Origin of the sequence: Leclercia sp. G3L, from assembly GCF_021117075.1 — a bacterium.
In the GTDB taxonomy this organism is placed as follows: domain Bacteria; phylum Pseudomonadota; class Gammaproteobacteria; order Enterobacterales; family Enterobacteriaceae; genus Enterobacter; species Enterobacter adecarboxylatus_C.
The window spans coordinates 4,293,979-4,319,657 of the sequence record NZ_CP088265.1 but is presented as its reverse complement, the minus strand read 5'-3'; the positions used below and the strand labels follow the sequence as shown (position 1 = coordinate 4,319,657).

The following is a 25,679-nucleotide window of genomic DNA, read 5'->3' as shown; positions in this document are numbered from 1 at the left end:
AAAAAAGAAAGCCCCGCATAAGCGGGGATTTTTATACAGCACTGAGGGTTAATCGCGGCTGGCGAAGCCCAGGATGCTCAGCAGGCTAACAAAGATGTTATACAGCGACACATACAGGCTCACGGTGGCGCGGATATAGTTGGTCTCGCCGCCATGAATGATGTTGCTGGTTTCCATCAGGATCGCCCCGGAGGAGATCAGGATGAACACTGCGCTGATGGCCAGGTGCAGAGCCGGCAGCTGCAGGAAGATGTTTGCCACCATACCAATCAGCACCACCACGATGCCCGCCATCAGCATACCGCCGAGGAAAGACATGTCTTTGCGGGTGGTCAGCACATAAGCGGAACAGCAGAAGAACACCAGCGCCGTACCACCCAATGCCAGGCCGATCAGATCGCCCATCCCGGCAGACAGGTAGGTGTTAAGCATTGGCCCCAGGATATAGCCCAGGAAACCGGTGAAGGCGAAGGCGGACAAAATACCTACCGGCTTGTCAGCGGTTTTGTAGGTCAGGAACATCAGACCGTACATGCCGACCAGCGTCAGAATCAGACCCGGAGACGGCAGCATCAGCACGGTGCTGGCGGTTGCCGTCAGTGCAGAAAAGGCCAGCGTCAGGCTGAGCATAAAGTAGGTATTGCGCAGCACCTTGTGTGTGCTGAGTAGCGATGTGCGGTCGCGTGAAGAACTAATTATACGATCCATGAGTCACTCTCTTATGACAGATGTAATTAACGGCAAGAATAGGAAACGACGCGCCGGTTACAAAGTGGTTTTACCCATCTTTACTCAGCGTCTTAGGGGAAGAGCCAGCATGAAATGTTCCACAACGCACCATATGCAGAACGAACCGCGGTTTGTCAGGATTAATCAGATCAAGCTCTTATAGGCCACTGAAATATATTGCCTTATTCCAGCCGCAACGCTAAGAGTTATTTTGCGTCGACAAAACGAAACGATAAGGCGAAGGACATGAAACCATCATCACGCGCGACATTTACACTCTCTTTGCTGACGGCAGGCATCCTTTGCGCAAGCGCAACGGCCTTTGCCGCCAGCGTACCGGCAGGCACTGAGCTGGCAGAGAAGCAGGAACTGGTCAGGAATAATGGCAATGAACCGGCATCGCTCGATCCGCATAAAGTCGAAAGCGACGTCGAATTCAATATTATCAGCGATTTGTTCGAAGGTCTGGTCAGCGTCTCGCCGGACGGGGAGATCCAGCCGCGGCTGGCCGAAAAATGGGAGAACAAAGACAACACCGTATGGACGTTCCATCTCCGCCCGGGCATCACCTGGAGTGACGGCACTGCCATCACCGCTCAGGACGTGGTCTGGAGCTGGCAACGGCTGGTGGATACTAAAACTGCTTCGCCCTACGCCAGCTACCCCGGCAGCATGCATCTGCTGAACGCCACCGATATCGCCGAGGGCAAGAAATCTCCCGACACCCTGGGAGTAAAAGCCCTGAATGACACCACCATTGAAGTGACGCTAACCCAGCCTAACGCCGCCTTCCTTGCCATGCTGGCGCACCCGTCGCTGGTGCCGGTCGATAAGGTGCTGATTGGCCGCTATGGCGATAAGTGGACCAAGCCGGAGCACTTTGTCAGCAGCGGGGCCTATACCCTCAGCCAGTGGGTGGTCAACGAGCGGATCGTTGCCGAGCGTAACCCGCGCTACTGGGACAACGCCCATACGGTGATCAACAAGGTGACGTACCTGCCGATCGCCTCCGAAGCCGCCGACGTCAACCGCTACAAGGCGGACGAAATTGATATTGTCTATACCGTGCCAATCAACCAGTTTTCCCAGCTGCAAAAAACGCTGGGCAGCGAGCTGGATGTCTCCCCGCAACTGGCGACTTATTACTACGAATTCAACACCACCCGCCCGCCGTTTAACGACCCGCGCGTGCGTCAGGCGCTGAACCTGGCGTTGGATAAAGACATTATCGCCGGGAAGGTGTTAGGGCAGGGGCAGCGTCCGGCGTGGGTCATCAGCCAGCCGGATATCGGCGGCGTCAAACTGCACAATCCGGACTACGCCAGCTGGCCGCTGGAAAAACGCATTGCCGAAGCGAAAAAACTGCTGAACGAGGCGGGCTATAACGACAGCCATCCGCTGAGCTTTAATCTGCTGTATAACACCTCGGAGTCGCACCAGCGGATTGCCATCGCTGCCAGCTCGATGTGGAAGAAAAACCTCGGCGTGGAGGCGAAGCTGCAAAACCAGGAATGGAAAACGATGCTGGACACCATGCACACCCACAACTTTGATGCGGTGCGCTATGCCTGGATCGCCGATTACGACGATGCGGCCACCTTCCTGAATAACTTCCGTACCGGCGACAGTCAAAATACCAGCCAGTACAGCAATCCGGCCTATGACGAGGCGCTGGACAACGCCGCAAAAGCGAAGACCACCGCCGAGCGCGGCACCTTCTACCAGCAGGCTGAAGATCTGCTGGCGCGGGACGTGCCGGCGATCCCGGTTTATCACTATGTTCGCACCCACCTGGTGAAGCCGTGGGTAGGGGGCTTTACGCCGGATAAGCTGGGGTACTATTACACCAAAGACATGTACATCAAAAAGCACTGAGTATCGGCGGTGAGATGTTGTGCTGATAAAATGGTCAGAGTGTCGTCTATTCAACCGATTAAACGCATTTTGACTATTTTTCAGGCGAACGATCGCGGGTGCGCTTTACAGGGTGCCCGGAGGTGTTTATAGTTCGCCTCACTTAGGAAGCGTGGCCGAGCGGTTGAAGGCACCGGTCTTGAAAACCGGCGACCCGAAAGGGTTCTAGAGTTCGAATCTCTACGCTTCCGCCAAATTTGAAAGCCCTGCAATAGCAATATCGCAGGGCTTTTTTGTTACTGCTTTTTATTAAAAGCTGATACCGTTTAAACAATGAGTTTAACCAGCTCACTGAGCAGGGCCCACCGGTCATCACAGGCAGTGGCCAGTGTTGCGGTCACCAGCCGGAAGGACAGGAATGCTAAATGAATAGAAATAGCAATCAGGAATGAAGTACTTCATATTGCAATGAAAATATAATTTCTCTGCTGTCTTCATTTTCTTTTCTACTTAGTTACAATATTCACCTGAAGATATGGGTGAGTAAATTCTCATAAGAAAATAAGTTGTTAACTACGCATCAAAGCTAATTAATAATAAAGAGGATTTGTTATGGGTGTAAGACAAGATGGTGATGGGAATTATGTAACAAATGCCAGACCTCATTTACAGTACGATACTGAATCACAGGCTCGAATTGCAGACGCGAAGGAAAAATATCAATCAGAACTTGCTAACTCTGCTCTTAATTCGTCGCATCATGAGGGTGATCAGGTTATAGGTCAGGCTATTGGGTATCTTATAGTCGCTTGCCTGGCCTGGGCGATTGTTTTTGGTTTAATTCTCATTCCCGGGCTCAATTCTGCGGGTATGTTAGTTTATCAGGGCGGTATTCTCGCAGTTCCTGGCGGGATCGTATGGTTTGTACTCAAGGGTGCATACTCTATTCTTACTGTACCCATGATGATAGGGAGTGTGGTTAATCCCTACGATCCGGGTACAAATCTGATATGGCAGGCCATTGTGATGGCGATCACTACAGTCGTCATTTATAAATTCAGGCGAAAAATTAAAAAACCCATTTTATACCTGACAGGGTTTCTCGCGATACTGGCCTATATTTCCGTTGGGCTTGTTGCGCTCAATGATAACTTATGGTCGGCTTTTAAAATGTTCCCCTATCTTTGATTAATATCCTGTCCAGTTGTTCATTTATGAAATTGGCAGTTTTATCTGATTCCCGGTATGTCTGCCGGGAATCTCTGTTCTGTCGTAGTGCGGAGTTTATAAAGAATATACAGCAACCGAACGCACTCAGTCTTTCTGTATAATTAAACGCGAATAGACAGTGGCTTTACTCGGATCCATCTGATCGCTGGTAATGGTGCCAACTTACTGATTTAGTGTACGATGGTGTTTTTGAGGTGCTCCCGTGGCTTCCATCTCCATCAGTTGTCCCTCCTGCTCAGCTACTGAAGGCGTGGTGCGTAACGGTAAAAGTACTGCCGGACATCAGCGCTATCTCTGCTCTCACTGCCGTAAAACATGGCAGCTACAGTTCACTTACACCGCCTCTCAGCCCGGTACACACCAGAAAATCATTGATATGGCCATGAATGGTGTTGGATGCCGGGCAACCGCCCGCATTATGGGCGTTGTCCTCAACACGATTTTACGTCACTTAAAAAACTCAGGCCGCAGTCGGTAACCTCGCGCATACAGCCGGGCAGTGATGTGATTGTCTGCGCTGAAATGGACGAACAGTGGGGCTACGTCGGTGCTAAATCACGTCAGCGCTGGCTGTTTTACGCGTATGACAGGATACGGAGGACGGTTGTGGCGCACGTCTTCGGTGAACGCACTCTGGCCACACTGGAGCGTCTTCTGAGCCTGCTGTCGGCCTTTGAGGTCGTGGTATGGATGACGGATGGCTGGCCGCTGTATGAATCCCGCCTGAAGGGAAAGCTGCACGTAATCAGCAAGCGTTACACTCAGCGAATTGAGCGGCATAACCTGAATCTGAGACAACATCTGGCAAGGCTGGGACGGAAGTCACTGTCGTTCTCAAAATCGGTGGAGCTGCATGACAAGGTCATCGGGCATTATCTGAACATAAAACACTATCAGTAAGTTGGAGTCATTACCTGCTCCTTCTTAGTCATGCTTTATTTCCCTGGGGAAATAAATCGCCGTAAGTGATCTATTTATATTCTGCCGCGAAGCTCATTTAATCGTATATTTATTATGAAACTTAATAACTTCCTGAAAAATCAGCGTTACTGTGAAAATTTCAAAATACTACATGCTAATCTCTTCAGCAACTAAGCACCGAATGATTTATGATAAACCTACTAATAATCATGATGCTTATGCCAAGCGGAAGAGATATTCTGGCAATTATTTGTGCAGGAGAGGTTTGCCAGGGCCAGCATTGCTTCATCTACCCGGGTGCCGCATAAAGCCGTTTGCTATTACACGCGCGGCGTCACGGTATCAGGTAGCCCCTTAGAACCTGCGTTATCGTTGCAATAACGCAGGCGTTTTATTATTTAATCAAAACGTGATTCGCTCGCGTCCCAGCTCCAGGCGTTATCTGCAGTTAGCCTGTCGCCAAGCTCCTGATAAACAAAGTTATAAAACTCTGCGCTGGCATCGTAACCAGAGTAGTCGACTGCCGCCAGGCCAACGAACGCTCCGGTAAAGAAGCCGCCGTAGCTTTGCAGGACATAATCATCAGAAAGAATAGCGGCATCTAATTTAACAGGGATCTCTGTGAAAGTGACGCCATCGAAGCTGTATTCATACGTATAAGTTTCCTTCCGAACTTTCGTGCGGAACCAGACGTATTCTGTCCCCTCCGGGATCTTGATGGCGTTATCTTTCAAATAAGAGGTATATTTTCCACGGTTATTCTCACCTATTTCGATGACAGAGCCGTTGATTTCATTCCAGGTAATGAAAACGAAACTCCAGTGGCGGTCATTATAATAATTCGTCAATCCGGCCATTTGTTGGTAATTAAATGGATTAAATTTGACTTTAACCTGAGCATCAAAATAAAAGGCTTGCCAGCGTCGGGCAATCAGCGAAAGGTTATGGGTATTCGCTAAAGAACCCTGTCCCGTTAACGTCAGCCTTCCATCGCCCGTGGTACCCATTTTTTCTGTAAAGGGGACACGAAGCGTATTCCAGTTAATATCGAGTGTCGCCGTTTTAAAATCATCGTGCTGGCTATGGTCTTTTGCGCTTTCGGTATAAATGGCATCGGCCGGCCCCTCGACAAAGGTTTTTCCACCATGGCCTCCCGCAATACGTGGCCAGCCATCTTCATCCCAGTACACTTTCTGAATAGACGTTTCCCGGCCAAGGGTTGACCAACCACGAGGATCGTAGGCTGACTCACCTGCACGATTCCACGGACGTGCGCAGAGCGAGGCATAATACCACTCACCGCTGGGGGTGGACACCAACGCCCCATGCCCCTGCTTCTGGATATAGCTGTCTGGCGTATCGACGTTAGTTAAGAAGACTTCGCCGGGCTCTGTTTCAAAACTGTTGGCATCTAACGTTTTGGAACGCGCAACAACCTCCTGGTGGGTAAACACGGTTCCCCCCTGAGCGGCGAAAAGATAGTAGTACCCGTTCAGCTTGTAGAGATGTGGCCCCTCTACCAGTGCAACGGCAGTGCCGCGATAAATAGTCCGCGCGGTCTCTGGTTTTAATTTTAATGTCCGGGTATCCAGCTCCGTTAAGGTAATACCATCAAAGGGATGATGGTATTCGCGATGGTCCCAGGTTTGTTGAACCAAATATTTACGCCCGTCTTCATCATGGAACAGTGACGCATCAAAGCCGACGCCATTTAGTTTGATGGGATCGGTCCACGGACCACGTATATCTGTTGCGGTGGTCAGATAATTTGTCATGTCCTTAAAAGCGCCTTCTGTGATTTTCACATCTGTATAAACCAACCAGAATTTGCCATCGGCGTATGAGAGCGCCGGAGCCCAAATCCCGCCAGAAGAGGGGTTGCCTTTCATATCCAGAAGCGCTGTTGTGGACAGAGGACTGGGCAGAAGAGTCCAGTTTTGCAGGTCTTTTGATTCATGCAAGCGAACGCCAGGGAACCACTCAAACGTTGAGTTTGCGATATAGTAGGTATCTTCTACACGGATAATGCTTGGGTCTGGGTTAAAACCAGGGAGTACAGGGTTCTGAATAAGTGACATAACATTCTACCTTTTAAATTTTACTGACTTATATCGTTCTAAGACTTTTTAATGAAAATAAAACTAAACGCGGATCTCATCAAGCTGACGGTTAATATCCGTGACATGTTTATCTGAGATAGGATAAATGTGAATGACGATCATCGAGATAAACGCTAACACGATTGGGATCCAGACCGCAGTGATGATTATTCCGTCAATAGCATTGGCGCTCTGCTGTGCCCCTGTTTCGTTAAAGCCATAAACAGCCAGTAACCACAGTGGAATCGCTCCGCCGATAGTAAAACCAATTTTGAAAAAGAGACCCATAATGGCGTTGATGATGGCAGCATTTCGCTTGCCTGATTTTAATTCACCATAAGCAATGACTTCAGGAACAAGTGCCCACATGAATCCGGTAGCCGACGTTAAGCCCCACTGTTTAATGAATGTAGCGATGTAAGCCAGCCAGAGCGCATCATGCATACCCTCACGTGACCAAACGTAAGTTAATAATTCCCCTACAATAAACATGCCCAGGAAAATGTGGAAGAACCCTTTTTTACCGAAGATTTTCTTCAGTTTGGGCCAAAAAATCGGGAACAGGATGCCCGGAATTGAGGCGACAAGGCCAACGGCGCCCATCCATTCGGAATGGCCTACAACATACTGATTGAAAAAGCCATTTACCGTGTTCATGAAGAACATGAACGTAAAGGCCAGCATGAAAAAGAGTCCGAGAATAACCAGAGGGCGGTTATTTTTGAGTTCAAGGAATAAATCTGTCGTTTTTACGTTGGCCGTTTGCTCGGCAGAGGCAACCACACGTTCTTTAGTGAATTTATAGCAAATGAAAAGTGCAACCGCTCCGATTACCATATAAATCGAGTAAACGCCAAACCAGGCGTAGTTCGCTGATGGATCGGTATAGTTCCCCATATTGAGCTCAAGGCCAAAGAACCCCGTATCCTTAAGGCTCCGATCCTTTGGCGAGGCCATCTGGACAAACATAGGGAAGAGGGTATAGACCAGCAGATTGGCACTGTTAGCCAACATCATTCGCGTACTGGTCAGTTTATCAATCGATTCAGGATCTCTTGTTAAAGAAGCATTCAGGGAACCATAAGGTATGTTCACTACGGAATAAACGAGATCCAGTGCCAGATAAACGATAAACGCAAAGGGAACGGAACCTTTGACGCCCGGAATGGGCGCAAAAAGTAAAGCGGAAAGAATAACGAGCGGAACGCCGGCCCTTAAAATCCAGGGGCGATACTTGCCAGCCGCTGAACTTCTTTTGTCAACATAGGTGCCTACCATCGGATCCCAAAAAACGTTGATGATGCGCACAAAAAGAAATATGAATCCCGCCGTTGCTGTACCGATTGTATTTACGGTCAACATGTGAAGTGCCAGAAAACCCCCTATCGTCCCAAACACAAGGTTTTGCGCAAAGTCACCCATCCCGTAACCAATCCGTTCCCCACGAGATAATTTATGATATTCATCATGCCGGCTTTGCATTATGTTTTTACTCATTCTAATCCGATCTCCGATTTGTTTTATGAATGTTAAGCTCTTTCTGACACAGGTGGTCCGGGAGAATCCATTACGTTTTTAAATTAAGTAATTATGTTTTTTTACTTCTGTGATCGTCGAGTGCTGGTTTATATAGACTCGCTAAATAGTTCAGCCGCCGGGTTGTCAATGTGGTGGAAATATAAGGTTATTTTTGCGACGCGGTTCACGTTTGAGCATTATCTTACTCTGATAGTGAAATAACGTAATTGAGCAATCGGCCAGAAAAATAGAGGGTATGTCTCAGCCGATTATTGGCCGCTTCCTGTGAGCGCCCGCATTTTTTGAATTCAACATGAATAATTCTGTGAAGGAGATAACCTTACGATAATAGTGTGAACCTCTGGACCCTAAAAAATAAAAATCAACCTTTTCTGATGATAGCGACATATTCTGTCAATCCGGAACGGGGTGGTTATTGTCTGAATAAAATTTAAATATATTGAGATAACCATGAATATGATTAAAAAACTTCCATTAACAATGGCGGTAATCGCCGCGCTTTGCCCGGTTTCCGGATTCGCACAGGAATTTACGCAGGAGCAAATCGACGTCATTGTGGCCAGAGCGGTGGATAAAGCCCTGGCCGATCGCCAGGCGAAAATGGATGCCGCGGTGGCGAAAAAAGCCGACGTCATCAACGAACCGCAAAGCGCCGCCCAGTCCCCGGATATGGCGATCCCGTTCGGGATTAAATTTACCGGCTATGCCCGCTACGGGGCGCACTTCCAGGCCGCCGATCAGAAATACGTCGCGGTGGACGGGTCCTATAACGGCGCCTCGGCGATCGGCCGTCTGGGTAACGAAGGTAACGGCGGTGAGTTCCAGCTCTCAAAAGCCTTCAAGGGCGAAAACGGCGCCATCTGGGACGTCAACGTGATGATCGACCACTGGGGCGACGAGGTTAACCTGAAGAAGGCCTACGCCGGGGTGACCAATATTCTGGCGTCCAACCCGAACGCCTATCTCTGGGCCGGGCGTGACTTCCACCAGCGTCCGCAGCAGGGTATCAACGACTACTTCTGGATGAACCACGACGGCCAGGGTGCCGGGGTGAAGAACTTCGACATCGGCGGCGTGCAGTTTGACGTGGCGACCGTGGCGGCAGTCGAATCCTGTAGCCCGGAAGTGATGGACGACGAGGCCAACCCGTCGCGCATCACCTGTACCGGCGGCTCCGGCACTGGCGACAAGGGCAACTACGCGGCCACCTCCAAAATTCACGGCATGAAGCTCGGCCCCATCGACCTGGAGCTGTACGCCAACTACGGCTTTGACTCGAAAGCCATCGAAACGGAAGAGCGCACCCACGCCTGGCAGGGCGGCGTGGTCCTGAGCCACACCAACGACAGCGGCGTGAACAAGGTGATCGCCCGCTACTCTGATAACTCCGATAACAGCGTGTTCAACAAAACCGAGGATCTGACCACGGTGTACGCCAGCTTCGAAGGGCTGCACAAGTTCACCCAGGCGACCCAGGTGGAGTACATTCTGGCCTTCCACGACTACGACAACAGCCGTGACAGCACCGACAACCGCAAGAACTACAACGCCATCGTGCGGCCGATGCACTGGTGGAACGACGTGCACTCCACCTGGCTGGAAGCGGGCTGGCAGCATGTTGATTACGACAACGGCGGGGATAACAAGGGCTAGAAGCTGACCCTGTCGCAGAACATGTCCATCGCGATGGGCCCGGAATTCCGTCCGATGCTGCGCTTCTACGTCACCGGCGGCAAGGTGGATAACGAACGCACCGCCCGCGTGAACAACACGAAAGATGAAACGCTCGACGACTTCAACGTCGGCGCGATGTGGGAAGCCTGGTTCTAAATCAACTGCGCCCGGCGGCGCTGCGCTTACCCGGCCTACGGTTTTTGTAGGCCCGTGCAAGCGCAGCGCCGCCGGGCAAGACCCGTGGTCCGCCGTTTCACCAGCTGCGCCCTGAACACCCGGCAGGCCGGTTTTTCCGCATCCGCTGCAAGCAGCATGTCACAGGCAGCCTCCGCCATCTCTGCCAGCGGTTGGGCGAAGGTCGTCAACTGATACCCCAGCCAGCTTGCCTGTTCGATATCATCAAAACCAATAACGCTGATGTCCTCCGGAATGCTCAGGCCAAACTCGTGGCGGGCGGCATCGATAAAACCGCAGGCGATGAGATCCGTGACGCAGAAGACGCCGTCCGGCACAGAAGCCTGGCTGAGCAATTCCCGTGCGGCGAGGACGCCGGTCTGGTAACTGGCGCTACCGGGACGGATAAGCGTGACCTCGCTCCCCGTTTCGGCGGCGGCGTCCAGAAAGCGCGTTTCACGGGTAATCATGCTCGGGGAGCGAGCAGAGGAGGAGACCACAGCCAGACGGCGGCAGTTTGCGGCAATCAGGCAGTCATATGCTTCTTTCATCGTCGAGCTGTAATCGATATCAATATTGTCCGCGCTGGGGAACTGGCCCATACGGTTGATGGCAATCACCTGTTGCCCGCTCTGCAGGCAGAGTTCAATCAATGACCCGGGTGGTTTGCCCGACAGCACGATGGTGGCGGTTGAGCGATAATTCAGCGTTTGCTGCAGCGCCTCCCGGGCACTCGCTTCGTCGTCGTCGGTATTGATCACCATCACCGCGCGTCCGGCCTGGTGCAGACGGCGGGTCAGGTGGTCGAGCAGGCTGGACTGCCAGGGAAACGACAGATTGCCGCCCAGAATACAGACCGGACGGCTCTCCTCCCGGGAGAGCCCCCGCGCCAGATGATTGACGTGGTAATTCAGCGCTTCAGCGGCGGCCAGCACTTTACGCCGGGTATCCTCAGACACGCTGCGACCCGGCGTAAAGGTGCGTGACACCGCAGAACGGGAGACCCCCGCCAGGCGCGCCACCTCGGTGGCGCTGGCGAAGCCGGGATTTTTCCGCAGGCTGTTATTGCTCATGACGCTGTTCCACTCCGGCGATGGCCCGTTCGCGGATAATGGCATGTTCGGCCAGGCGGATCAGCGACGGCTTCGGCGTTTCATACCACTCGTCCGGCTGGAGCTGGCGTCGGTCGCGGATAAGATCGATGGCCGCCTCGAGCGTCGGGAAGCGCGCCGGACACTCCAGATGCATAAACAGCGCCACCAGAGCGACAGAGCGGCTGCGCCCGCCGCGACAGTTGACGAGGATATTGCCGCGTTTGCGGACAGGGTAGGAGGCTTTATCCGGGATCTGCTGGAGCAACGCCGAACGCATCAGCTGATAGCCAGCGTGCAGCATTTCTGGTGCATTGCCTTCGCCGTCGACCAGCCCCAGCTTGTAATAGCGGACCGGGCCTGAGCCATGAGATAACAGGTGCGGAGGCGCACTGGCTTCCGGACGTATCACCCAGTCGATATCGAGGTTGACCGCGCAGTTAATCACGACCCCGATATCATGTTCGGCCAGCAGGGCCGCATCGCTGACACCACTGGATCCGCCAATATAAATATCCACGCCCCAGCCGGGAAAATCCTCGGCGATCAGGCTGATGGGCGGGCGAGGGTAGTGCCCTGCCGCGGGTTTCGCCTCTGTTTCGATCGTCAGCGGGATCCCTGCCGCAGCCGCAAGTTTCGCCGCAATGCCCGGCGCGGCAGCCAGCACCGGCAGGCCGTTGAAAATTCCCCCGGCAGTTTCAGGAATAACCCCCGTCACGCCACCGGCTTCGCGCACCAGTAAAAGCCCCGCCAGGCAATCCCAGGCGTTCATATGAATTTCGAGATACCCGTCGGTGCGGCCTTCCGCCACCCAGGCCAGCGCCAGCGCCCCGGAGCCGCCCCGACGCACGCTGGCGCCCAGCGTGAGCAGCGAGCCCAGTACCTTAAGATAGTGATTCTGGCTATGACGGGAAGACCAGCCCAGCTCAACGGCGGCCCGCTGCGGGTCGGTAATGGCGGTGCAGCGCAGCGGCTGGTCGTTTTTCAGGGCGTAATGGCCGCGACGGGCCAGATAAAGCTCCTGGCTTACCGGGTTATAAATCGCCCCCAGCTCGGTAACACCCTGGCGAACCCACGCCATGCAGACACAAAAATGGGGGATGCCGCGGGCGAAGTTGGCGGTGCCATCGATGGGATCCACCACCCACAGGCTCTCCGCGCTGGCAGGCTGGCTGGCGGACTCTTCGCCGAGGATCAAATCGTCCGGGAACGCCCCGGCAAGGGCCTCCAGAACCTGCTTCTCAACGAAGGTATCGGCCTCGGTCAGGAGATCCTGATGGCCCTTCAGTTCATACTCGCCCGCTTTTCGCGACCGGAAGAAGCGCAGGGCAGTATCCCCGGCGTCAACGATAATGCGCCTCAGCGCGGCTTCCCGCTGTTCAATATCATGAGTAGTCAAAGTGTGCTGCCTGTTCAGAATGAAAATGTACGCTGAAAACTACTTTTTGTAGTTCAGGCTCCAGATGTCCTGCCAGTCCTGGCGGCTTGCCCAGTCGCCCTGGGCGGTGGCCGTCAGGTATTCCATCAGCTCGCCGCGATGTTTTTCAATCCCGGAGGCTTCGTCGGCGGGGAGGTTGACCTTCTGGTTGGTGGACATTTTACCGTCCACGCCCTGGGGCGCGATGCCTTCGGCGGTCAGCAGATAGTGGGTAAAGAGCTTCGCGGTGTTCGGGCTTTTACTGCCGGTGGCGACCACGCCGAGGCTGGGGTAGTTCCAGCCGATGAACGGCTTCAGGCCGCTGCACAGACCCAGCTTCATCCCCTGCTTGTTGTCGCGGAACTTGGCGGTTGACACCAGGCCGACAAAGTCGGTTTTGCTGTCCGGCGCGCCGATGGCGGATGCCGCGTCGTTATCGGAGTGAGTGAGCAGTACACCGTTGGCCGCCAGCGCCTTCACAAAGGCTGCGGTTGCGGATTTTTCGTCGGTTTGCAGCGGCTTGCCAAATTGCTGCTGATAAGCATCGCGAACCTGCCGATCGTAGTGGGTTTCCATCTGGCTGAACCAGTCGGTATAGGCCGGTTTGCTGGTGGGATCCTGCATCGCGACGCGGCCCCGCCATTTCGGCTCGGTCAACTGCCAGAGGTTTGTCACCGGGCAGGTAGCGTGATGATCGGTATTATAGGCAAACACGTTTGGCGCCAGCACCACCGTCAGGGGCTCCTGATAGCGGGCAGCAATGTCGTCTTTCAGATCGTCCGGCACCCAGCTCTGGACATAGCCTTTTTTGAGTAGCTGCGTCATCCCGGCAGGGGCGTCCTCAACGATAGCGACATCGGCGCGAACGTTTTTGGCCTGCGCTTCCCGGCTCATGATCTCAATGATTTGCGGCGCATCGGCTTTCACGCCCACGGCCTGCAAGCCGTACTGCTCGCTAAAGGCTTTTGCCTGCTGCACGATTTTACCGGTCGAGGCATAAACGGTAATCGGCTGCTCCTGTTTCGCGGCGGCGATCAGCTTTTGCAGATCGAAGGTTTCAGCCTGAGCGACGGCGCTGCTCAGCAGGGCACTGGTGATAAGGACGGCGGACAACTTGCGCTTCATGTGAGTTCCTTAAGGGTCAATGGGGTTAATTCGCGGTCACGTCGTGACGCAGTCCGTTGCGGTTGAAAAAGTGCAGGGACGAGGTCGGGAGCTGGCAATGCACCTGCTGACGCGCCTGCCAGCGCGGTCGCAGCTGCGTGGAGTGGAACAGCCGATCTTCGCCGGCCACCAGCTCAATCACCCAGCTTCCACCGGTGGGCATAATGTTATCGATGGTCATCGGAACGGCGTTGCTGCAAGACTCTGCGCTCAGCACAATCTCTTCCGGGCGGATACCGCAGAGCTGGGTCTGATCGTGCAGAGTAAAGCGCCGTTGCAGATGCTGCGCCAGCTCGCTGCAGGGCTGGTGCAGCGGGATCATGTTCAGGCGCGGGGTGCCAATAAATTCCGCGACAAAGCGGTTGGCCGGGGTAGCGTAAATCTCATCCGGGGTGCCCACCTGCTGCATCTGTCCGGCGCTCATCACCGCAATGGTGGTGGCAAGGGTCATCGCCTCCCACTGATCGTGGCTGACAAACACGATGGTGGTGCCGAAAGTTTCATGCAGGCGACGCAGCTCGGCGCGCATCTCCAGGCGCAGCGTGGCGTCGAGATTCGAGAGCGGCTCGTCCAGCAGCAGCACGCCAGGATTGACCGCCAGCATACGGGCCAGGGCCACGCGCTGCTGCTGGCCGCCGGAGAGTTGCGCCGGATAGCGTTTGGCGTAATCGGCAATGCGCAGTTTTTCCATCACGTCCTGGCAGCGGGCGATACGCGCTTTGGCGGGCACTTTCTGCAGCCGCAGGCCGAAATCCACGTTCTGCTCGACGGTCATATGCGGCCAGAGCGCATAGCTCTGGAAGACCAGCCCGATGCCGCGCTTTTCCGGCGGCACGTACGTGCCCCGGGCGATGGAATCAACGACCTTGTCGCCAATGCTAATTTCCCCGCCGCTGGCATGCTCAATGCCGGCAATCATCCGCAGGATGGTGGTCTTGCCGCAGCCGGACGGCCCCAGCAGACACATAAACTCGCCGTCTTTCACCGTCAGGTTGATGTTGTTCACCGCCGGAGCATCGCTGCCAGGGTAGGTTTTGGTGAGATTCGTTAATTGAATATCAGGCATCTTATTTCTCCAGACCATCAGCCAGACCGGTACCGGTGATCCGCTGGATCATCACCGTGCCAGCCCATGAAATCAGGGCAATCATCAGCACCACGGCATTGGCCGCCTGCTGGTAGTTGTAGTCAATCAGGCGCAGGGACCAGGTCGTCAGCACGTCGGTGGCCGGGGTGGCGAGGATGACGAACAGGCTGACCCCCTTAATCCCTGAGATAAACGGCAGCAGGATCCCGGTCGCCAGCGGCGCAGCCTGAATCGGGATAACGATGCGGCGAAGTCGGGCGAACCAGCCGGCACCGGCAATCCGCGCCGCTTCTTCGGCTTCTTTGCCGAGCTGGGTCATCGCCGCGATGCCGGAGCGGCTGGCGTAGGGCATTTTTTCGGCAATCAGCGCGAGGATCAGAATAAACGGGGTGCCGTACAGGGCCGGAACCGGCCCCCGGGCCACGGCAAACAGCGACAGAAAGGCGGCGGCGAAGGCAATGCCCGGCACCAGATAGGGCAGGAAGGTCAGCTGGCGCAGGAAGGCGGCGACCCAGCGGAAGTGGCAGCGCAGCACCGCGTAGCCCACCAGCAGGCCCAGCACGCCGCAGGCGAGAGAGGACGAGCCGACGATGACCAGCGTGTTCCCCACCGTGCACCAGAATTCGGGGCTCAGCAGAATACCGTTGTGCAGGGCTACGGTGTCGAGGTTGTGACCAATCCAGTAATCGAGGGTGAAGTTATCGGCGCTAAAGCGGCCCGGGAGGATCATCACCGTTGACAGGAACAGGGTCAGCAGCGGGATCGCCACACCCAGCAGCACGAATACCAGCGGCAGGGCGGTAGCGGCGCTGCGCCAGCGTCCCAGGCTACGCCGGCGCTCCATCACCCCTTTTCCGCCGAGGGTCACAAAGCGTTTCGCCTCGCGCAGCATTTTCATATCCAGCATCAGGGTCAGCATGCCCATCAGCATGATCACCGCCGCAATCACCGCCGCCACGCCGGACTGACGCGTGCCGATGGCCCGGTACAGCCCGGTGGAGAGCGTATCGAAATGCACCGGCAGGCCAAGAATATAGGGCAGGGCGAACTCGCCGATACAGTCAGCGAAAATCAGCAGGGCGGCAGAGAGCAGCGCCGGGCGTACCAGCGGGATGATAATTTTAAAGGCGATAACCCGGCGGGATGCGCCGAGAACCTGGGCGCACTCCTCCATCTGGCTGTCCATGCGCTTCAGGGCATTGCCGACAATCAGGATCACCAGCGGGGCGCAGTGCAGCGCCATAATGGTCACGATGGGGAAATAGCCGTAGGCCATCCAGTTCGGGGTCTGGATCCCCATCGCCTCCAGCCATCCCGGCTGCCCGCCGATGGCGTGATTCTTGAAGATGGTGCTCCATGCCAGGGCGAAGGTCCAGGAGGGCAGCATAAAGGGGACGATAAGCAGGGTGGCAAACCACTTGCGGCCCGCGATATCGGTACGATTCACCAGCCATGCCAGCACGATGCCAACCACCAGGGCGATGGCGACGGTGCTCAGCGCCACCGCCAGGGTATTAAGCAACGGCGTCCAGAGCAGGATATCGGACATACGTGAACTGAGCGTGCGCAGCAGGTACCAGGCGGTAAATGCCCCCTCGGTTGCTCCGGTACGGCCTTCATCGCCGCTCTGCACCAGCACCGCGTTCAGCAACACGGAAATGACCGGAGCCAGGATTATCCAGCTGAACAGCGCGAGCAGCAGCACAGCCAGCAGGTTGGCGGGCTCATGGCTGACAATCGACAGAGTATGGCGGAGCTTTTGCCACGCGCTGTGGCGTGGGTAGATATCAGATGGGTAAGACACTCGTTGACCCCTGGCTGTGAAAGACAGTCAGGAATATATCGACGCAATGTTACATTTTTGCTAAAAGTTTGCACATATGTGCAAAAAAGTGCGCCGGGTGCAAAACCGGAACATTATCAAATTCTTCAATTAGCCTCTTTACATAGCGCACAGAGATGTTTATAGTGCGCCTCACTCTGGAAGCGTGGCCGAGCGGTTGAAGGCACCGGTCTTGAAAACCGGCGACCCGAAAGGGTTCTAGAGTTCGAATCTCTACGCTTCCGCCAAATTTAAGGCGAAATCAAAATTTACGATAATTTTCGATTTCTCCTGCATAAAAAGCCCGTGAAAACGGGCTTTTTTGTATCTAGAATCTGTACCTCTTTCACTCAGAATCTTTTCCGTTACTCATCTTGCAGGTGAGGGCAAATCCCATCTATGTTCTGCGAAGGAAGAGACTCGATGAGTAAAAAGCGTTTTACAGACGAACAAATTGCAGATTTTCTTCGCCAGGCTAAAGAAGGCGTACCTGATAAAGCGTTGTGCGAAAAATATGCTTTCAGTATCAGTACACTTCGACGCTGGAAAGCGCTGCATGATAGCGCCATCAGGCAAAAATTAAAAAAAATGGAATCTACCGCAGCAGTCGTCTATTTGGGCATAATAGCTGTTAGCTTGCTGCTGGCGATCTTTTCTCATAAGGTCGGTGGTGTGTTATTCATATTTTTCATGCTGGGTTATTGCGTTTATTATATTGCTCAATTTCGTAAGACGTCCGGATTATTTGTTGCAACGGATAATGTCTTTGTTTCTCGCACAGGATTGGGGGCAAGTAATGCATTTTACTGGTTCAGCTGGATATTTGTTATTTTGTTTACGCTCTGCGCGGCATATATGATTTTGCGTTAATTCTTATTCCCGCGCCTTCGAGCAGAACTTGTCTCTTTTTTAACTTAGCAATGGTGAGTGCTTTGGTTCACTTCATCATTATCTAATCTGTTCTCGCAGAGTTTTGGGCTTTTTTATCTCTGAGCGCTTGAAGAGTACCCGTGATGCCACGGGTACTTGCCAGAGACAGGATCAGGACTTAAACAGGTTCTTCAGCGTGTGGGGCTGACAGCGCAGATACTGATCCGGCGCATGCACCTGCGCACCCAGCTCCGCCGCCGCATGCCACGGCCAGCGCGGATTGTAGAGCGCGCCACGGGCGATCCCGATAATATCCGCATCTCCACTGGCGACGATGGATTCTGCATGTTCCGGGTCGGTGATTAAGCCCACCGCCACCACAGGAATCTTCACGGCAGCTTTCACCGCTCTTGCCAGCGGCACCTGATAGCCTGGGTAGACCTCAATCTGCTGATCGGGGTGCAGGCCGCCGCTGGAGACGTGAATCGCATCCACTCCGCGGGCTTCAAGCATCTTCGAGAACTCCACGGCTTCCTCAAGGTTAAACCCGCCCTCAACCCAGTCCGTCGCGGAGATACGCACGCTGATCGCTTTATCGGCAGGGAAGGCTTCCCGCACCGCGTCGACGATCTCCAGCGGGAAGCGGGCCCGGTTTTTCAGCGAACCGCCGTAATTATCCGTGCGCTGGTTAGAGAGCGGGGATAAAAATTGATGTAACAGATAGCCATGCGCGGCGTGGATCTGGATCAGGTCAATACCCAGTCGGGCGGCACGTTTTGCGGCCTGTGCGAACTGGCTGCGGATTTCGGCTAACCCGTTGCTGTCGAGAGCGGTCGGGAGGGTATAGCCCTCGCTGTAAGGCACTGCGGAAGGGGCTAAGGTCTGCCAGCCACCCTGCTGATCGGGTGGGATTTGCCCGTGCTTATCCCAGGGCTTGTAGGTTGAGGCTTTGCGGCCCGCATGGGCCAGCTGGATGCCGACAGGAATATTTGACCACTTACGGAGAGTCTTGAGCACCCCGGCCATCGCTTCTTCGGTTTTGTCATCATAGAGCCCGACGTCAGCGTAGGTGATTCGCCCTTCGGGGGAGACGGCTGCCGCCTCAATGGTCAGCAGGCCCGCGCCGGACTGGGCCAGTTGCCCCAGATGGAGAGTATGCCAGTCAGTCATACAGCCCTCTTCGGCAGAATACTGGCACATGGGGGCGATCACGATACGGTTTTCAAGTTCAAGATTGCGGATACGTAACGGTGTAAACAGCTTGGGTTTAGACATACATGTCACTCCGGATTGCAGCGTTAGAAATGGGGTTTAGCGATTTTTATCCTTGAATATTCATCAACATACCGTACAGCCAGCGATAACAGAACATGACGTTTACGCAAAAGTACGTTGCGTCAGACGCAACGCTGTTGAATTTGCACTATTCACTTTCCGTCTCCGGGGAAAGATGCGCCATCAGAAAATCGACAAACACCTTCACTTTTTTGGTGTTCCTGCGGGTGGGATGGTAGATGGCATAAATCGCGGAATCATCCTCACCGTCGTTCACTTCTGCGCGCCATTGCGGCAGTAACCCGATCAGCTTCCCCTCCTGGATATCCTTGCCGATCAGCCAGTCAGGCAGCAGCGCGATGCCATAGCCACTTAACACCGCTTCGCGCAGTATTTCTGAGTTGTTGCACTTCAGCGTGCCTTTCACATCGATAGCGACCTGGCTTTCCCCGTTGAAATACCACTTCGTTTTGCCGGACGAATAGGAAAAGATCAGGCAGTTACGGTTTTTAAGATCCGCAGGTACGTCAGGATAACCCTGCGCTTGCAGGTAGTCCGGGCTGGCGCAAACGCACCGACGCTGGGAAAGCAGCTTGCGTGCGATCAGATTGGGGGAGTCGACCTTGCCCAGTCGGACAGTCAAGTCTAGCCGCTTTTCCACCAAATCGACGACCTCATCGGTAAAGGTCAGATCAAGAGAGATCAACGGATAGCGGCGAGAGAAGGGGGCCAGCAGCGGGGCGATATGCAGCCTGGAAAACGAGACCGGCAGGCTGATCCTTAACACCCCCCGGGGTTCCCCCGTCTGGTCCCGCACCTCCTGATTGGCATACTCCAGGTCGTTGAGGATCCTGACCGCGTGCTCGAAGTAAACATGCCCGGCCGCCGTCAGCACCACGCTGCGGGTCGATCGGGTTAGCAGCTGGGTGCCGAGCACCTTTTCCAGGCCGTCAATCTGTCGGGTGACCGAAGACGTTGCCAGGGCTAACTTTCTGCCGGCGGGTGCAAAGCCACCCTCTTCGACTACCGTAATAAAGGCTTCAAGCGATGCCAGCATATCCATTTTTCTCTCCCCGCATCGTTGCGTCTTGCGCAACTCTGTAAGCTGTTTTAACCATATTATCACCTTTAAGTAACAGTGTTAGCCTTCTCCGCAGTGAGAGGTGAAACATGAAAGTATCCATCAAGATTACGTCAGATTTTATTTGTCCCTGGTGCCGGATTGCGGATGCCCGGCTGGAAAAGGTACTGCAATCGTTGCCCGAAGATGTCGGGGTCGAGGTCGACTGGCTGCCCATTGAGCTTAACCCCGGTATGCCGCTGGAGGGCATGGAACGTGTCGCCTATCGCCGCGCTAAATTCGGGAGCTGGGAATATTCGCATCAGCTGGATGAGCACACCGTTGAGAAGGGGAAAACGGACGATGTTGCCTTTAACTACCCGGCCATTCAGCGCGTTCCTAACACCTTTGCGGCGCATCGGCTGACGCTTTTTGCCCCTGCCGGAAAGGCCCGATCCCTGCTGGTTAAGCGCCTGTTTCAGGCATACTTCGAGGAGGGAAGAGATATTGGCGACCTTGATGTCCTGGCGGAGGTGGCCGGCGAATGCGGGATGGACAAAGAGGCCGCGCGCATTTATCTGCTGAGTACCGCGGGAGAGGCGGAGGTGATCCAGCTGGAAGACCTGGCGCGGCAGGGCGATATTAGCAGCGTTCCCACCTTTGATATTGCCGGTATCAGGCTGACGGGCGCCGTTCCGGTGGATCAGCTCCGCTATTACATTATGGATGCTTATCGCGACCTGATTAAACGAGAGGGAGCCCGATATGATCGGTGAAATGCCCCCCAGAAAACGGGCCCTGATTATCGGCGGCTCGTTAGGGGGATTATTTGCAGGGAATATGTTGCAGCAGGCGGGCTGGGACGTCGATATTTTCGAACGCTCGGCCCGGGATCTCGACAGCAGAGGCGGCGGCATTGTGCTCCAGCCCGAAGTGGTGGCGTTAATCCGCCGCAGCGGTATCGAACGCGACTGGGACACTCTGGGCGTGCGCTCATCGCAGAGAGTGGTGTATCGCCCGGACGGCTCGGTGGAGCAGCGGCAGTATGCCCCCCAGGTGCAAACCTCGTGGTCACTGATCTATTCGCTGATGCGCTCGACGATCCGCGATATTCATTATCATAAAAACCATGTACTTACGGATGTAGCGTTTCCTGACAACCAGCACGTCACCGCCATCTTTGAAGGCGGCGCCAAGGAGACCGGGGATCTGCTGATCGGTGCTGATGGCAACGGTTCTTTTGTGCGCAACCTGCTGTGGAAAGACACGCCCGAATACGCCGGGTATATCGCATGGCGCGGGCTGGTTGCCGAAAACGACATGCCTGAGCTGGCCAGACAGCAGCTTCACGGCGATTTTGCCTTCGCCAGCAACGCGGGCTCGCACATTCTGGGCTATCTGGTGCCGGGGGCGGATAACGATTTACGGCCAGGCCACCGTTTTTACAACTGGGTCTGGTACCGGGTCGTCGGTGATGCGCAGCGGGAAGCGATCATGACGGGAACCGACGGTGTTGCGCGAAGCTATTCCGTGCCGGAAGGGCTGCTGGCCGCACGCTGGAAAGCGCATCTGATGGACGAAGCACAGCGGCTCCTCCCGCCCGGCTTCCGCGAAATTGTACAGGCGACAAAGGAGCCCTTTGCCCAGGCGATACGCGATCTCGCCGTCGATAAGATGGTGAAGGGTAGGGTGATTTTACTGGGTGACGCCGCCTCTGTTCCCCGGCCCCATACCGCGGCGAGCACCTCCAAAGCGGCCGCCAACGCCCTGGCCTTAGGCGATGCCCTGCAAGCCTGGCCGGATGACACGGATAAGGCCCTGGCTGAGTGGGAAAGGGAACAAATTTTACGCGGCAAGTATTTACGCGAAATGGGGATGAAGATAGGGGATCGACTGCTTTTCGGCCGGGCATAATCGGGAACCATCAAGCATCACCCCAGGGGGCCGTGCAGGCTCCCTGGTCCGTTTTACATTCCTCCGTCAGATCTGCAAAATAGCCTCCTCACTTTTCGATAAAGATCATCCCGATGAAGAAATCATTGCTCTGTGCGCTCCTTGTCTGCCTGTCCGGTTCCGCGTTGGCCACTACGCCGGAGGCGGCGCAGGTCGCGCAGGTGGTTAACCCCACCATCACGGCGCTGATGAAGGCGCAGGCGATCCCGGGTATGGCGGTGGCGGTGATTTATCAGGGCAAACCCTACTTCTTCACCTGGGGGCAGGCGGACGTCGCCGGGAACAAGCCCGTCACCCGCCAGACGCTGTTTGAACTCGGCTCGGTAAGCAAAACTTTTACCGGGGTGTTGGGCGGCGATGCGGTAGCGCGCGGGGAGATTGCGCTCAGCGATCCTGCCAGCAAGTACTGGTCTGCGTTATCGGGCAAGCAGTGGGAAGGGATCACGCTTCTGCATCTGGCGACCTATACCGCGGGCGGCCTGCCGCTACAGGTACCGGACCGCGTCACCGATACCGCATCGCTGGAAAAATACTACCAGGCCTGGCAGCCGGAATGGGCTCCGGGGACCAGGCGCCAGTATGCCAATGCCAGTATTGGTCTGTTTGGCGCCCTGGCGGTGAAACCTTCGAAAATGAATTTTGAGCAGGCGCTCACCCATCGGGTGCTGAAACCGCTAAATCTCTCCCATACGTGGATCGCTGTTCCGGAAAATGAGCGGGCGAACTATGCCTGGGGCTACCGGGACGGCAAGGCGGTGCACGTCTCACCGGGCATGCTCGATGCAGAAGCCTACGGGGTGAAAACCTCCATTGTGGATATGGCGGGCTGGCTACAGGCCAACCTCCGGCCGGATGGCATTCAGAATGCGTCCCTGAAAAAAGGGGTGGCGATCGCCCAGTCACGCTACTGGCAGGTGGGGGAGATGTATCAGGGGCTGGGCTGGGAGATGCTAAACTGGCCGGTGACATCCCAAACGCTGGAGGCCGGGGCGGATAACAAGTACGCCCTGGCGGCGCGGGATGCCGTGGCCATCACCCCGGCGCAGCCGCCGGTAAAGGCCTCATGGGTGCATAAAACCGGGGCGACCGGCGGGTTTGGCAGCTACATCGCCTTTATCCCGGAGAAGGATCTCGGCATTGTGATGCTGGCGAATAAAAATTACCCCAATCCGGAGCGGGTGAAGGCGGCGTATCACATTCTCGACGCGTTGCAGTAATAACGGAGGCCTGCTTCGGCAGGCTTTTTTATGCGCCTGAACGGTTAATCTGCAACACCAGCTCCGCCATGCTTTTCGCGTCCATCTTCTCCATCACCCGCGCCCGGTGAACCTCCACCGTGCGGAGCGCGATATGCATCTTTAGCGCAATATCTTTATTCATCAGGCCGGCGGCGACCCAGTGTGCCACCTCTTTCTCTTTTGGTGTCAGCGTGGCGTAGCGCAGCCTGAGTTCGTTGGTCTGTGTCAGGCGCGCTGAGTGGGCGTAACCTTTCTCAATGGCCGCCGTCAGGGCCCCGGCGGCGACGGGTTTCTGTAAAAAATCGACCGCGCCAGACTGGATCTCCTGGACGGCCATCGGTACGTCGCCGTGCCCGGTGAGAAAGATCACCGCCAGGGTGCTGTTGGCCTCGCGCATGGCCTGAAAAAGCGCATGCCCGTCCATCTCCGGCATCCGCATATCCAGCAGCGCGACGCCGGTCGTCCCGAGCGGGGCTTCGCGCAGAAACTGCTCACTCCGGTTCCAGCACTGGACGCTGTGGCCCAGGCTCTCCAGTAAATAGCAACAGGCGCTGGTGACCGCCTCGTCGTCGTCAACTAAATGAATCATTACGCTTTTCCGTTGTGTTCGCCGATCGCAAAGGTAAGGGTCACGCGCGTCCCGTCGCTCCCGTCCGGCGCGCGGTGGTTGTTTACGCTGATATCGCCATTAACGCCACGCAGCAGCCGCTGGCAGATAACCAGCCCCAGGCCCATGCCCGTTTTTTTACCGGAATGGAAGGGGCGGAACAGCTCAGCGAGCTGTTCCGCAGGGACGCCGCCGGCATCATCCTGCAGGGTTATCCGGTGCTGCTGCTCATCGCGATCCAGGTCAATCCACAGGTTGCTGGCACCCGCCTGAACCGCGTTCAAAATGATATTTGCCAGCACCTGCTCCAGCACCACCGGCGGCAAAAAGAGCATAACGGTTTGGTGGCGGGTCAGATGTACGGCAAGGCCGGGCGCGGCCTTCTCCAGCTGCAGGAGGGTCAGTACCTGCCTGAGGGTCCCGGCAACATCGCAGGGGGTCACACTTTCCGTCGCCTGTTCACTCTGTCGCGCCGGGTTGGCCCACTCCCGCAGGTGGCGGATGATCAACCCGCAGCGTTCGGCCTGCGATTCAATATTGACCAGCGCCTTTTCGACCGCGGCACGGTTTTCAGCCGCGGACAGATGGTTCAGCCCGCCCTGGGCATACATGCGGATGGCCGCCAGCGGCTGGTTGAGCTCGTGGGCAAAACCGGAGGCCATCTCCCCCAGAATGCTCATCTGTCGGGCCTGCTCCAGGGTCTGCTGCTGGGCGAGCAGCTGGCTATTTGCCTGCTCCAGCGCCCTGCCACGGCGATTCACCAGCACCATCACCCAGCCATAGTTGGCGATAAACAGCACCACCAGCAGTAAACACAGCCCGATAGCCAGCCGGTGCTGGCGCATCCAGTCGATCACCGTCTGCCCGATCCGCTGCTGCTCCGGGTGGCGGTTGAGTTCCCGCAGCAGGGCTTCGGTATCGCTGGTGGAGGTCGGAGCCCCCCAGCGGGGCGAACTCAGCAGGGCCCGGGTCACCGCGTCCGCCACCCGGTCGTCCACGCCGGGCAGCGCGGCAAACGACCAGTCAGGGTAGAGCGAGGTGCTGGTCAGGCAGTGAAAGGCGACGTTTTTTTGCAGCAGCACGCGAAACTGGCTTTTGTCGATCAGCCCCTCGCTGTCCATGCTCTCGAGTAAACAGACCGGCACGATGGCGGCCTGAATAGCGTCTTCACGCAGCAAATAGAGCAGGGCATCGGCCGGAAAACCGACAAAGCGCACCTTGCTGTCATCCACCTGTAACCCGGCATCACGCAGCGCCCGGTAGCCCAGCAGATAGCCGCCAAAGGCCTGCGCATCCACCGCTCCCAGCGTTCTTCCGGCCAGATCCTGTGGGCGGGTGATGCTGCTGGCGCTGCGCACCAGTATGACGCTGCCGGTGGTCATGCTCTCCACGGCGGATCCCTGCCCGGAGCGCAGCGATGACAGCCAGCGCAGATGGTAGTGGCTGTTGAGCTGGACAAACTGCCCCGGGTTGGTCAGCACAAACTGGATGGTGCCCTGGTTTACCGCCTCGCGCATGCCGTTGAGATCCAGCGGCAGCAGGCGGAAGTGGGCATCGGGCACGGCGTGATTAAGCGAGTCGACCAGCGGCTGCCAGTGGGTGCGGGTGGCGGTTTCACCGCGTAAGGCCAGGATGCCGATGGTCCAGTCGGCTGCCAGCAGCGGGGAGGTGAGGCCGGTAACGATCAGGAACAAAAGGATTTTTACGCTGCGCTCCATGCAATACCTGCCCCTTTCTTTTGCGTTAGATCAAGCCCATCGGGTTTATGTGGTTAACCACAATAGTGAGCGACCCGGCCAGATTTTTAGACTGTAAATAACCACATTTGGTCAGGTAATACCATCCCTGATCGTTTTCTTACGCGCACTGAGTGGA

At 55.6% G+C, this 25,679-nt stretch carries 19 protein-coding genes, 2 tRNA genes and 1 pseudogene; 10 read left to right on the top strand and 12 right to left on the bottom strand.

Annotated elements, in window-relative coordinates; genetic code table 11:
* Window positions 1-48 precede the first annotated feature (48 nt).
* Window positions 49-708, bottom strand: a complete 660-nt coding sequence (yccA, locus tag LRS40_RS22270) for an FtsH protease modulator YccA (RefSeq protein WP_032617416.1) — start codon at window positions 706-708, stop codon at window positions 49-51.
* A 267-nt stretch (window positions 709-975) separates the two neighbouring features.
* On the opposite strand from yccA, the gene LRS40_RS22265 reads away from it, so the two are divergent.
* From LRS40_RS22265 to LRS40_RS22250, 4 genes are all read left to right on the top strand, one after another.
* Window positions 976-2,604, top strand: coding sequence for an ABC transporter substrate-binding protein (locus LRS40_RS22265; protein WP_231312716.1), 1,629 nt, complete (start codon window positions 976-978; stop codon window positions 2,602-2,604).
* Window positions 2,605-2,749: 145 nt separating this feature from the next.
* A tRNA-Ser gene (locus tag LRS40_RS22260) sits at window positions 2,750-2,837 on the top strand.
* A gap of 358 nt (window positions 2,838-3,195) precedes the next feature.
* The gene (locus tag LRS40_RS22255) at window positions 3,196-3,771 is read left to right on the top strand and encodes a hypothetical protein (RefSeq protein ID WP_231312715.1); all 576 of its coding nucleotides are present in this window, start codon (window positions 3,196-3,198) and stop codon (window positions 3,769-3,771) included.
* A gap of 244 nt (window positions 3,772-4,015) precedes the next feature.
* Window positions 4,016-4,713 (top strand): IS1 family transposase gene (locus LRS40_RS22250; protein ID WP_231312714.1). Its coding sequence is split into 2 segments (ribosomal slippage): window positions 4,016-4,265 and window positions 4,265-4,713, totalling 699 coding nucleotides; the frame shifts between segments, so codons are not numbered across the junction.
* Between the two features lie 419 nt (window positions 4,714-5,132).
* Here the strand turns inward: LRS40_RS22250 and LRS40_RS22245 are convergent.
* Window positions 5,133-6,812, bottom strand: a complete 1,680-nt coding sequence (locus LRS40_RS22245; RefSeq protein ID WP_231312713.1) for a glycoside hydrolase family 43 protein — start codon at window positions 6,810-6,812, stop codon at window positions 5,133-5,135.
* Window positions 6,813-6,875: 63 nt separating this feature from the next.
* A complete protein-coding gene (locus LRS40_RS22240) occupies window positions 6,876-8,315 on the bottom strand; it encodes an MFS transporter (RefSeq protein WP_185902419.1) in 1,440 nt (479 codons plus the stop codon).
* A 507-nt stretch (window positions 8,316-8,822) separates the two neighbouring features.
* Between LRS40_RS22240 and LRS40_RS22235 the strand changes: the two are divergent.
* Window positions 8,823-10,202: pseudogene (locus tag LRS40_RS22235) on the top strand (carbohydrate porin).
* Window positions 10,203-10,237: 35 nt separating this feature from the next.
* On the opposite strand, the gene LRS40_RS22230 reads toward LRS40_RS22235, so the two are convergent.
* The 5 genes from LRS40_RS22230 to LRS40_RS22210 are packed head-to-tail and all read right to left on the bottom strand — an operon-like array spanning window position 10,238 to window position 16,783.
* Window positions 10,238-11,293 (bottom strand): substrate-binding domain-containing protein, encoded by a 1,056-nt coding sequence (locus tag LRS40_RS22230; protein WP_231312712.1) that lies wholly within the window; start codon window positions 11,291-11,293, stop codon window positions 10,238-10,240.
* Entirely contained in the window at window positions 11,283-12,710 is a 1,428-nt protein-coding gene (locus LRS40_RS22225; protein ID WP_231312711.1) for an inositol monophosphatase family protein, read from the bottom strand. Before LRS40_RS22225 ends, LRS40_RS22230 begins: the two co-directional genes overlap by 11 nt.
* A gap of 39 nt (window positions 12,711-12,749) precedes the next feature.
* Entirely contained in the window at window positions 12,750-13,853 is a 1,104-nt protein-coding gene (locus LRS40_RS22220) for an ABC transporter substrate-binding protein (protein ID WP_231312710.1), read from the bottom strand.
* 25 nt (window positions 13,854-13,878) lie between these two features.
* Entirely contained in the window at window positions 13,879-14,958 is a 1,080-nt protein-coding gene (locus tag LRS40_RS22215) for an ABC transporter ATP-binding protein (protein WP_231312709.1), read from the bottom strand.
* 1 nt (window position 14,959) lies between these two features.
* Window positions 14,960-16,783 carry an iron ABC transporter permease gene (locus LRS40_RS22210; RefSeq protein WP_231312708.1) on the bottom strand — a complete coding sequence of 608 codons (1,824 nt, stop codon included), beginning with the start codon at window positions 16,781-16,783 and terminating at the stop codon, window positions 14,960-14,962.
* Window positions 16,784-16,961: 178 nt separating this feature from the next.
* Here LRS40_RS22210 and LRS40_RS22205 point away from each other — a divergent pair.
* A tRNA-Ser gene (locus tag LRS40_RS22205) sits at window positions 16,962-17,049 on the top strand.
* Window positions 17,050-17,224: 175 nt separating this feature from the next.
* Window positions 17,225-17,671, top strand: a complete 447-nt coding sequence (locus LRS40_RS22200; protein WP_142488978.1) for a transposase — start codon at window positions 17,225-17,227, stop codon at window positions 17,669-17,671.
* A gap of 171 nt (window positions 17,672-17,842) precedes the next feature.
* Here LRS40_RS22200 and LRS40_RS22195 read toward each other — a convergent pair whose 3' ends face one another.
* Window positions 17,843-18,946, bottom strand: a complete 1,104-nt coding sequence (locus tag LRS40_RS22195) for an NADH:flavin oxidoreductase/NADH oxidase (RefSeq protein ID WP_231312707.1) — start codon at window positions 18,944-18,946, stop codon at window positions 17,843-17,845.
* 148 nt (window positions 18,947-19,094) lie between these two features.
* On the bottom strand, window positions 19,095-20,009 hold the full coding sequence (locus LRS40_RS22190; RefSeq protein ID WP_231312706.1) for a LysR family transcriptional regulator: 915 nt from the start codon (window positions 20,007-20,009) through the stop codon (window positions 19,095-19,097).
* A 107-nt stretch (window positions 20,010-20,116) separates the two neighbouring features.
* Here LRS40_RS22190 and LRS40_RS22185 point away from each other — a divergent pair, with 107 nt between their 5' ends.
* From LRS40_RS22185 to ampC, 3 genes are all read left to right on the top strand, one after another.
* A complete protein-coding gene (locus tag LRS40_RS22185) occupies window positions 20,117-20,782 on the top strand; it encodes a DsbA family oxidoreductase (protein ID WP_231312705.1) in 666 nt (221 codons plus the stop codon).
* On the top strand, window positions 20,772-21,920 hold the full coding sequence (locus LRS40_RS22180; RefSeq protein WP_231312704.1) for an FAD-dependent monooxygenase: 1,149 nt from the start codon (window positions 20,772-20,774) through the stop codon (window positions 21,918-21,920). Before LRS40_RS22185 ends, LRS40_RS22180 begins: the two co-directional genes overlap by 11 nt.
* Window positions 21,921-22,033: 113 nt before the next feature.
* Window positions 22,034-23,176 carry a CMY2/MIR/ACT/EC family class C beta-lactamase gene (gene ampC / locus LRS40_RS22175; protein WP_231312703.1) on the top strand — a complete coding sequence of 381 codons (1,143 nt, stop codon included), beginning with the start codon at window positions 22,034-22,036 and terminating at the stop codon, window positions 23,174-23,176.
* Window positions 23,177-23,204: 28 nt separating this feature from the next.
* Here the strand turns inward: ampC and ttrR are convergent, their stop codons facing one another.
* Both ttrR and ttrS read right to left on the bottom strand, forming a co-directional pair.
* Entirely contained in the window at window positions 23,205-23,786 is a 582-nt protein-coding gene (gene ttrR, locus LRS40_RS22170) for a tetrathionate respiration response regulator TtrR (RefSeq protein ID WP_231312702.1), read from the bottom strand.
* On the bottom strand, window positions 23,786-25,522 hold the full coding sequence (gene ttrS, locus LRS40_RS22165; protein WP_231312701.1) for a tetrathionate respiration histidine kinase TtrS: 1,737 nt from the start codon (window positions 25,520-25,522) through the stop codon (window positions 23,786-23,788). The genes ttrR and ttrS overlap by 1 nt, the downstream gene beginning before the upstream one ends.
* Window positions 25,523-25,679 lie beyond the last annotated feature (157 nt).

Bases quoted from the DNA above. Each gene is read 5' to 3' on its own strand.
- yccA (WP_032617416.1), bottom strand. From the start codon at position 708: ATGGATCGTATAATTAGTTCTTCACGCGACCGCACATCGCTACTCAGC.
- LRS40_RS22265 (WP_231312716.1), top strand. From the start codon at position 976: ATGAAACCATCATCACGCGCGACATTTACACTCTCTTTGCTGACGGCA.
- LRS40_RS22255 (WP_231312715.1), top strand. From the start codon at position 3,196: ATGGGTGTAAGACAAGATGGTGATGGGAATTATGTAACAAATGCCAGA.
- LRS40_RS22245 (WP_231312713.1), bottom strand. From the start codon at position 6,812: ATGTCACTTATTCAGAACCCTGTACTCCCTGGTTTTAACCCAGACCCA.
- LRS40_RS22240 (WP_185902419.1), bottom strand. From the start codon at position 8,315: ATGCAAAGCCGGCATGATGAATATCATAAATTATCTCGTGGGGAACGG.
- LRS40_RS22230 (WP_231312712.1), bottom strand. From the start codon at position 11,293: ATGAGCAATAACAGCCTGCGGAAAAATCCCGGCTTCGCCAGCGCCACC.
- LRS40_RS22220 (WP_231312710.1), bottom strand. From the start codon at position 13,853: ATGAAGCGCAAGTTGTCCGCCGTCCTTATCACCAGTGCCCTGCTGAGC.
- LRS40_RS22215 (WP_231312709.1), bottom strand. From the start codon at position 14,958: ATGCCTGATATTCAATTAACGAATCTCACCAAAACCTACCCTGGCAGC.
- LRS40_RS22200 (WP_142488978.1), top strand. From the start codon at position 17,225: ATGAGTAAAAAGCGTTTTACAGACGAACAAATTGCAGATTTTCTTCGC.
- LRS40_RS22195 (WP_231312707.1), bottom strand. From the start codon at position 18,946: ATGTCTAAACCCAAGCTGTTTACACCGTTACGTATCCGCAATCTTGAA.
- LRS40_RS22190 (WP_231312706.1), bottom strand. From the start codon at position 20,009: ATGGATATGCTGGCATCGCTTGAAGCCTTTATTACGGTAGTCGAAGAG.
- LRS40_RS22185 (WP_231312705.1), top strand. From the start codon at position 20,117: ATGAAAGTATCCATCAAGATTACGTCAGATTTTATTTGTCCCTGGTGC.
- LRS40_RS22180 (WP_231312704.1), top strand. From the start codon at position 20,772: ATGATCGGTGAAATGCCCCCCAGAAAACGGGCCCTGATTATCGGCGGC.
- ampC (WP_231312703.1), top strand. From the start codon at position 22,034: ATGAAGAAATCATTGCTCTGTGCGCTCCTTGTCTGCCTGTCCGGTTCC.
- ttrR (WP_231312702.1), bottom strand. From the start codon at position 23,786: ATGATTCATTTAGTTGACGACGACGAGGCGGTCACCAGCGCCTGTTGC.
- ttrS (WP_231312701.1), bottom strand. From the start codon at position 25,522: ATGGAGCGCAGCGTAAAAATCCTTTTGTTCCTGATCGTTACCGGCCTC.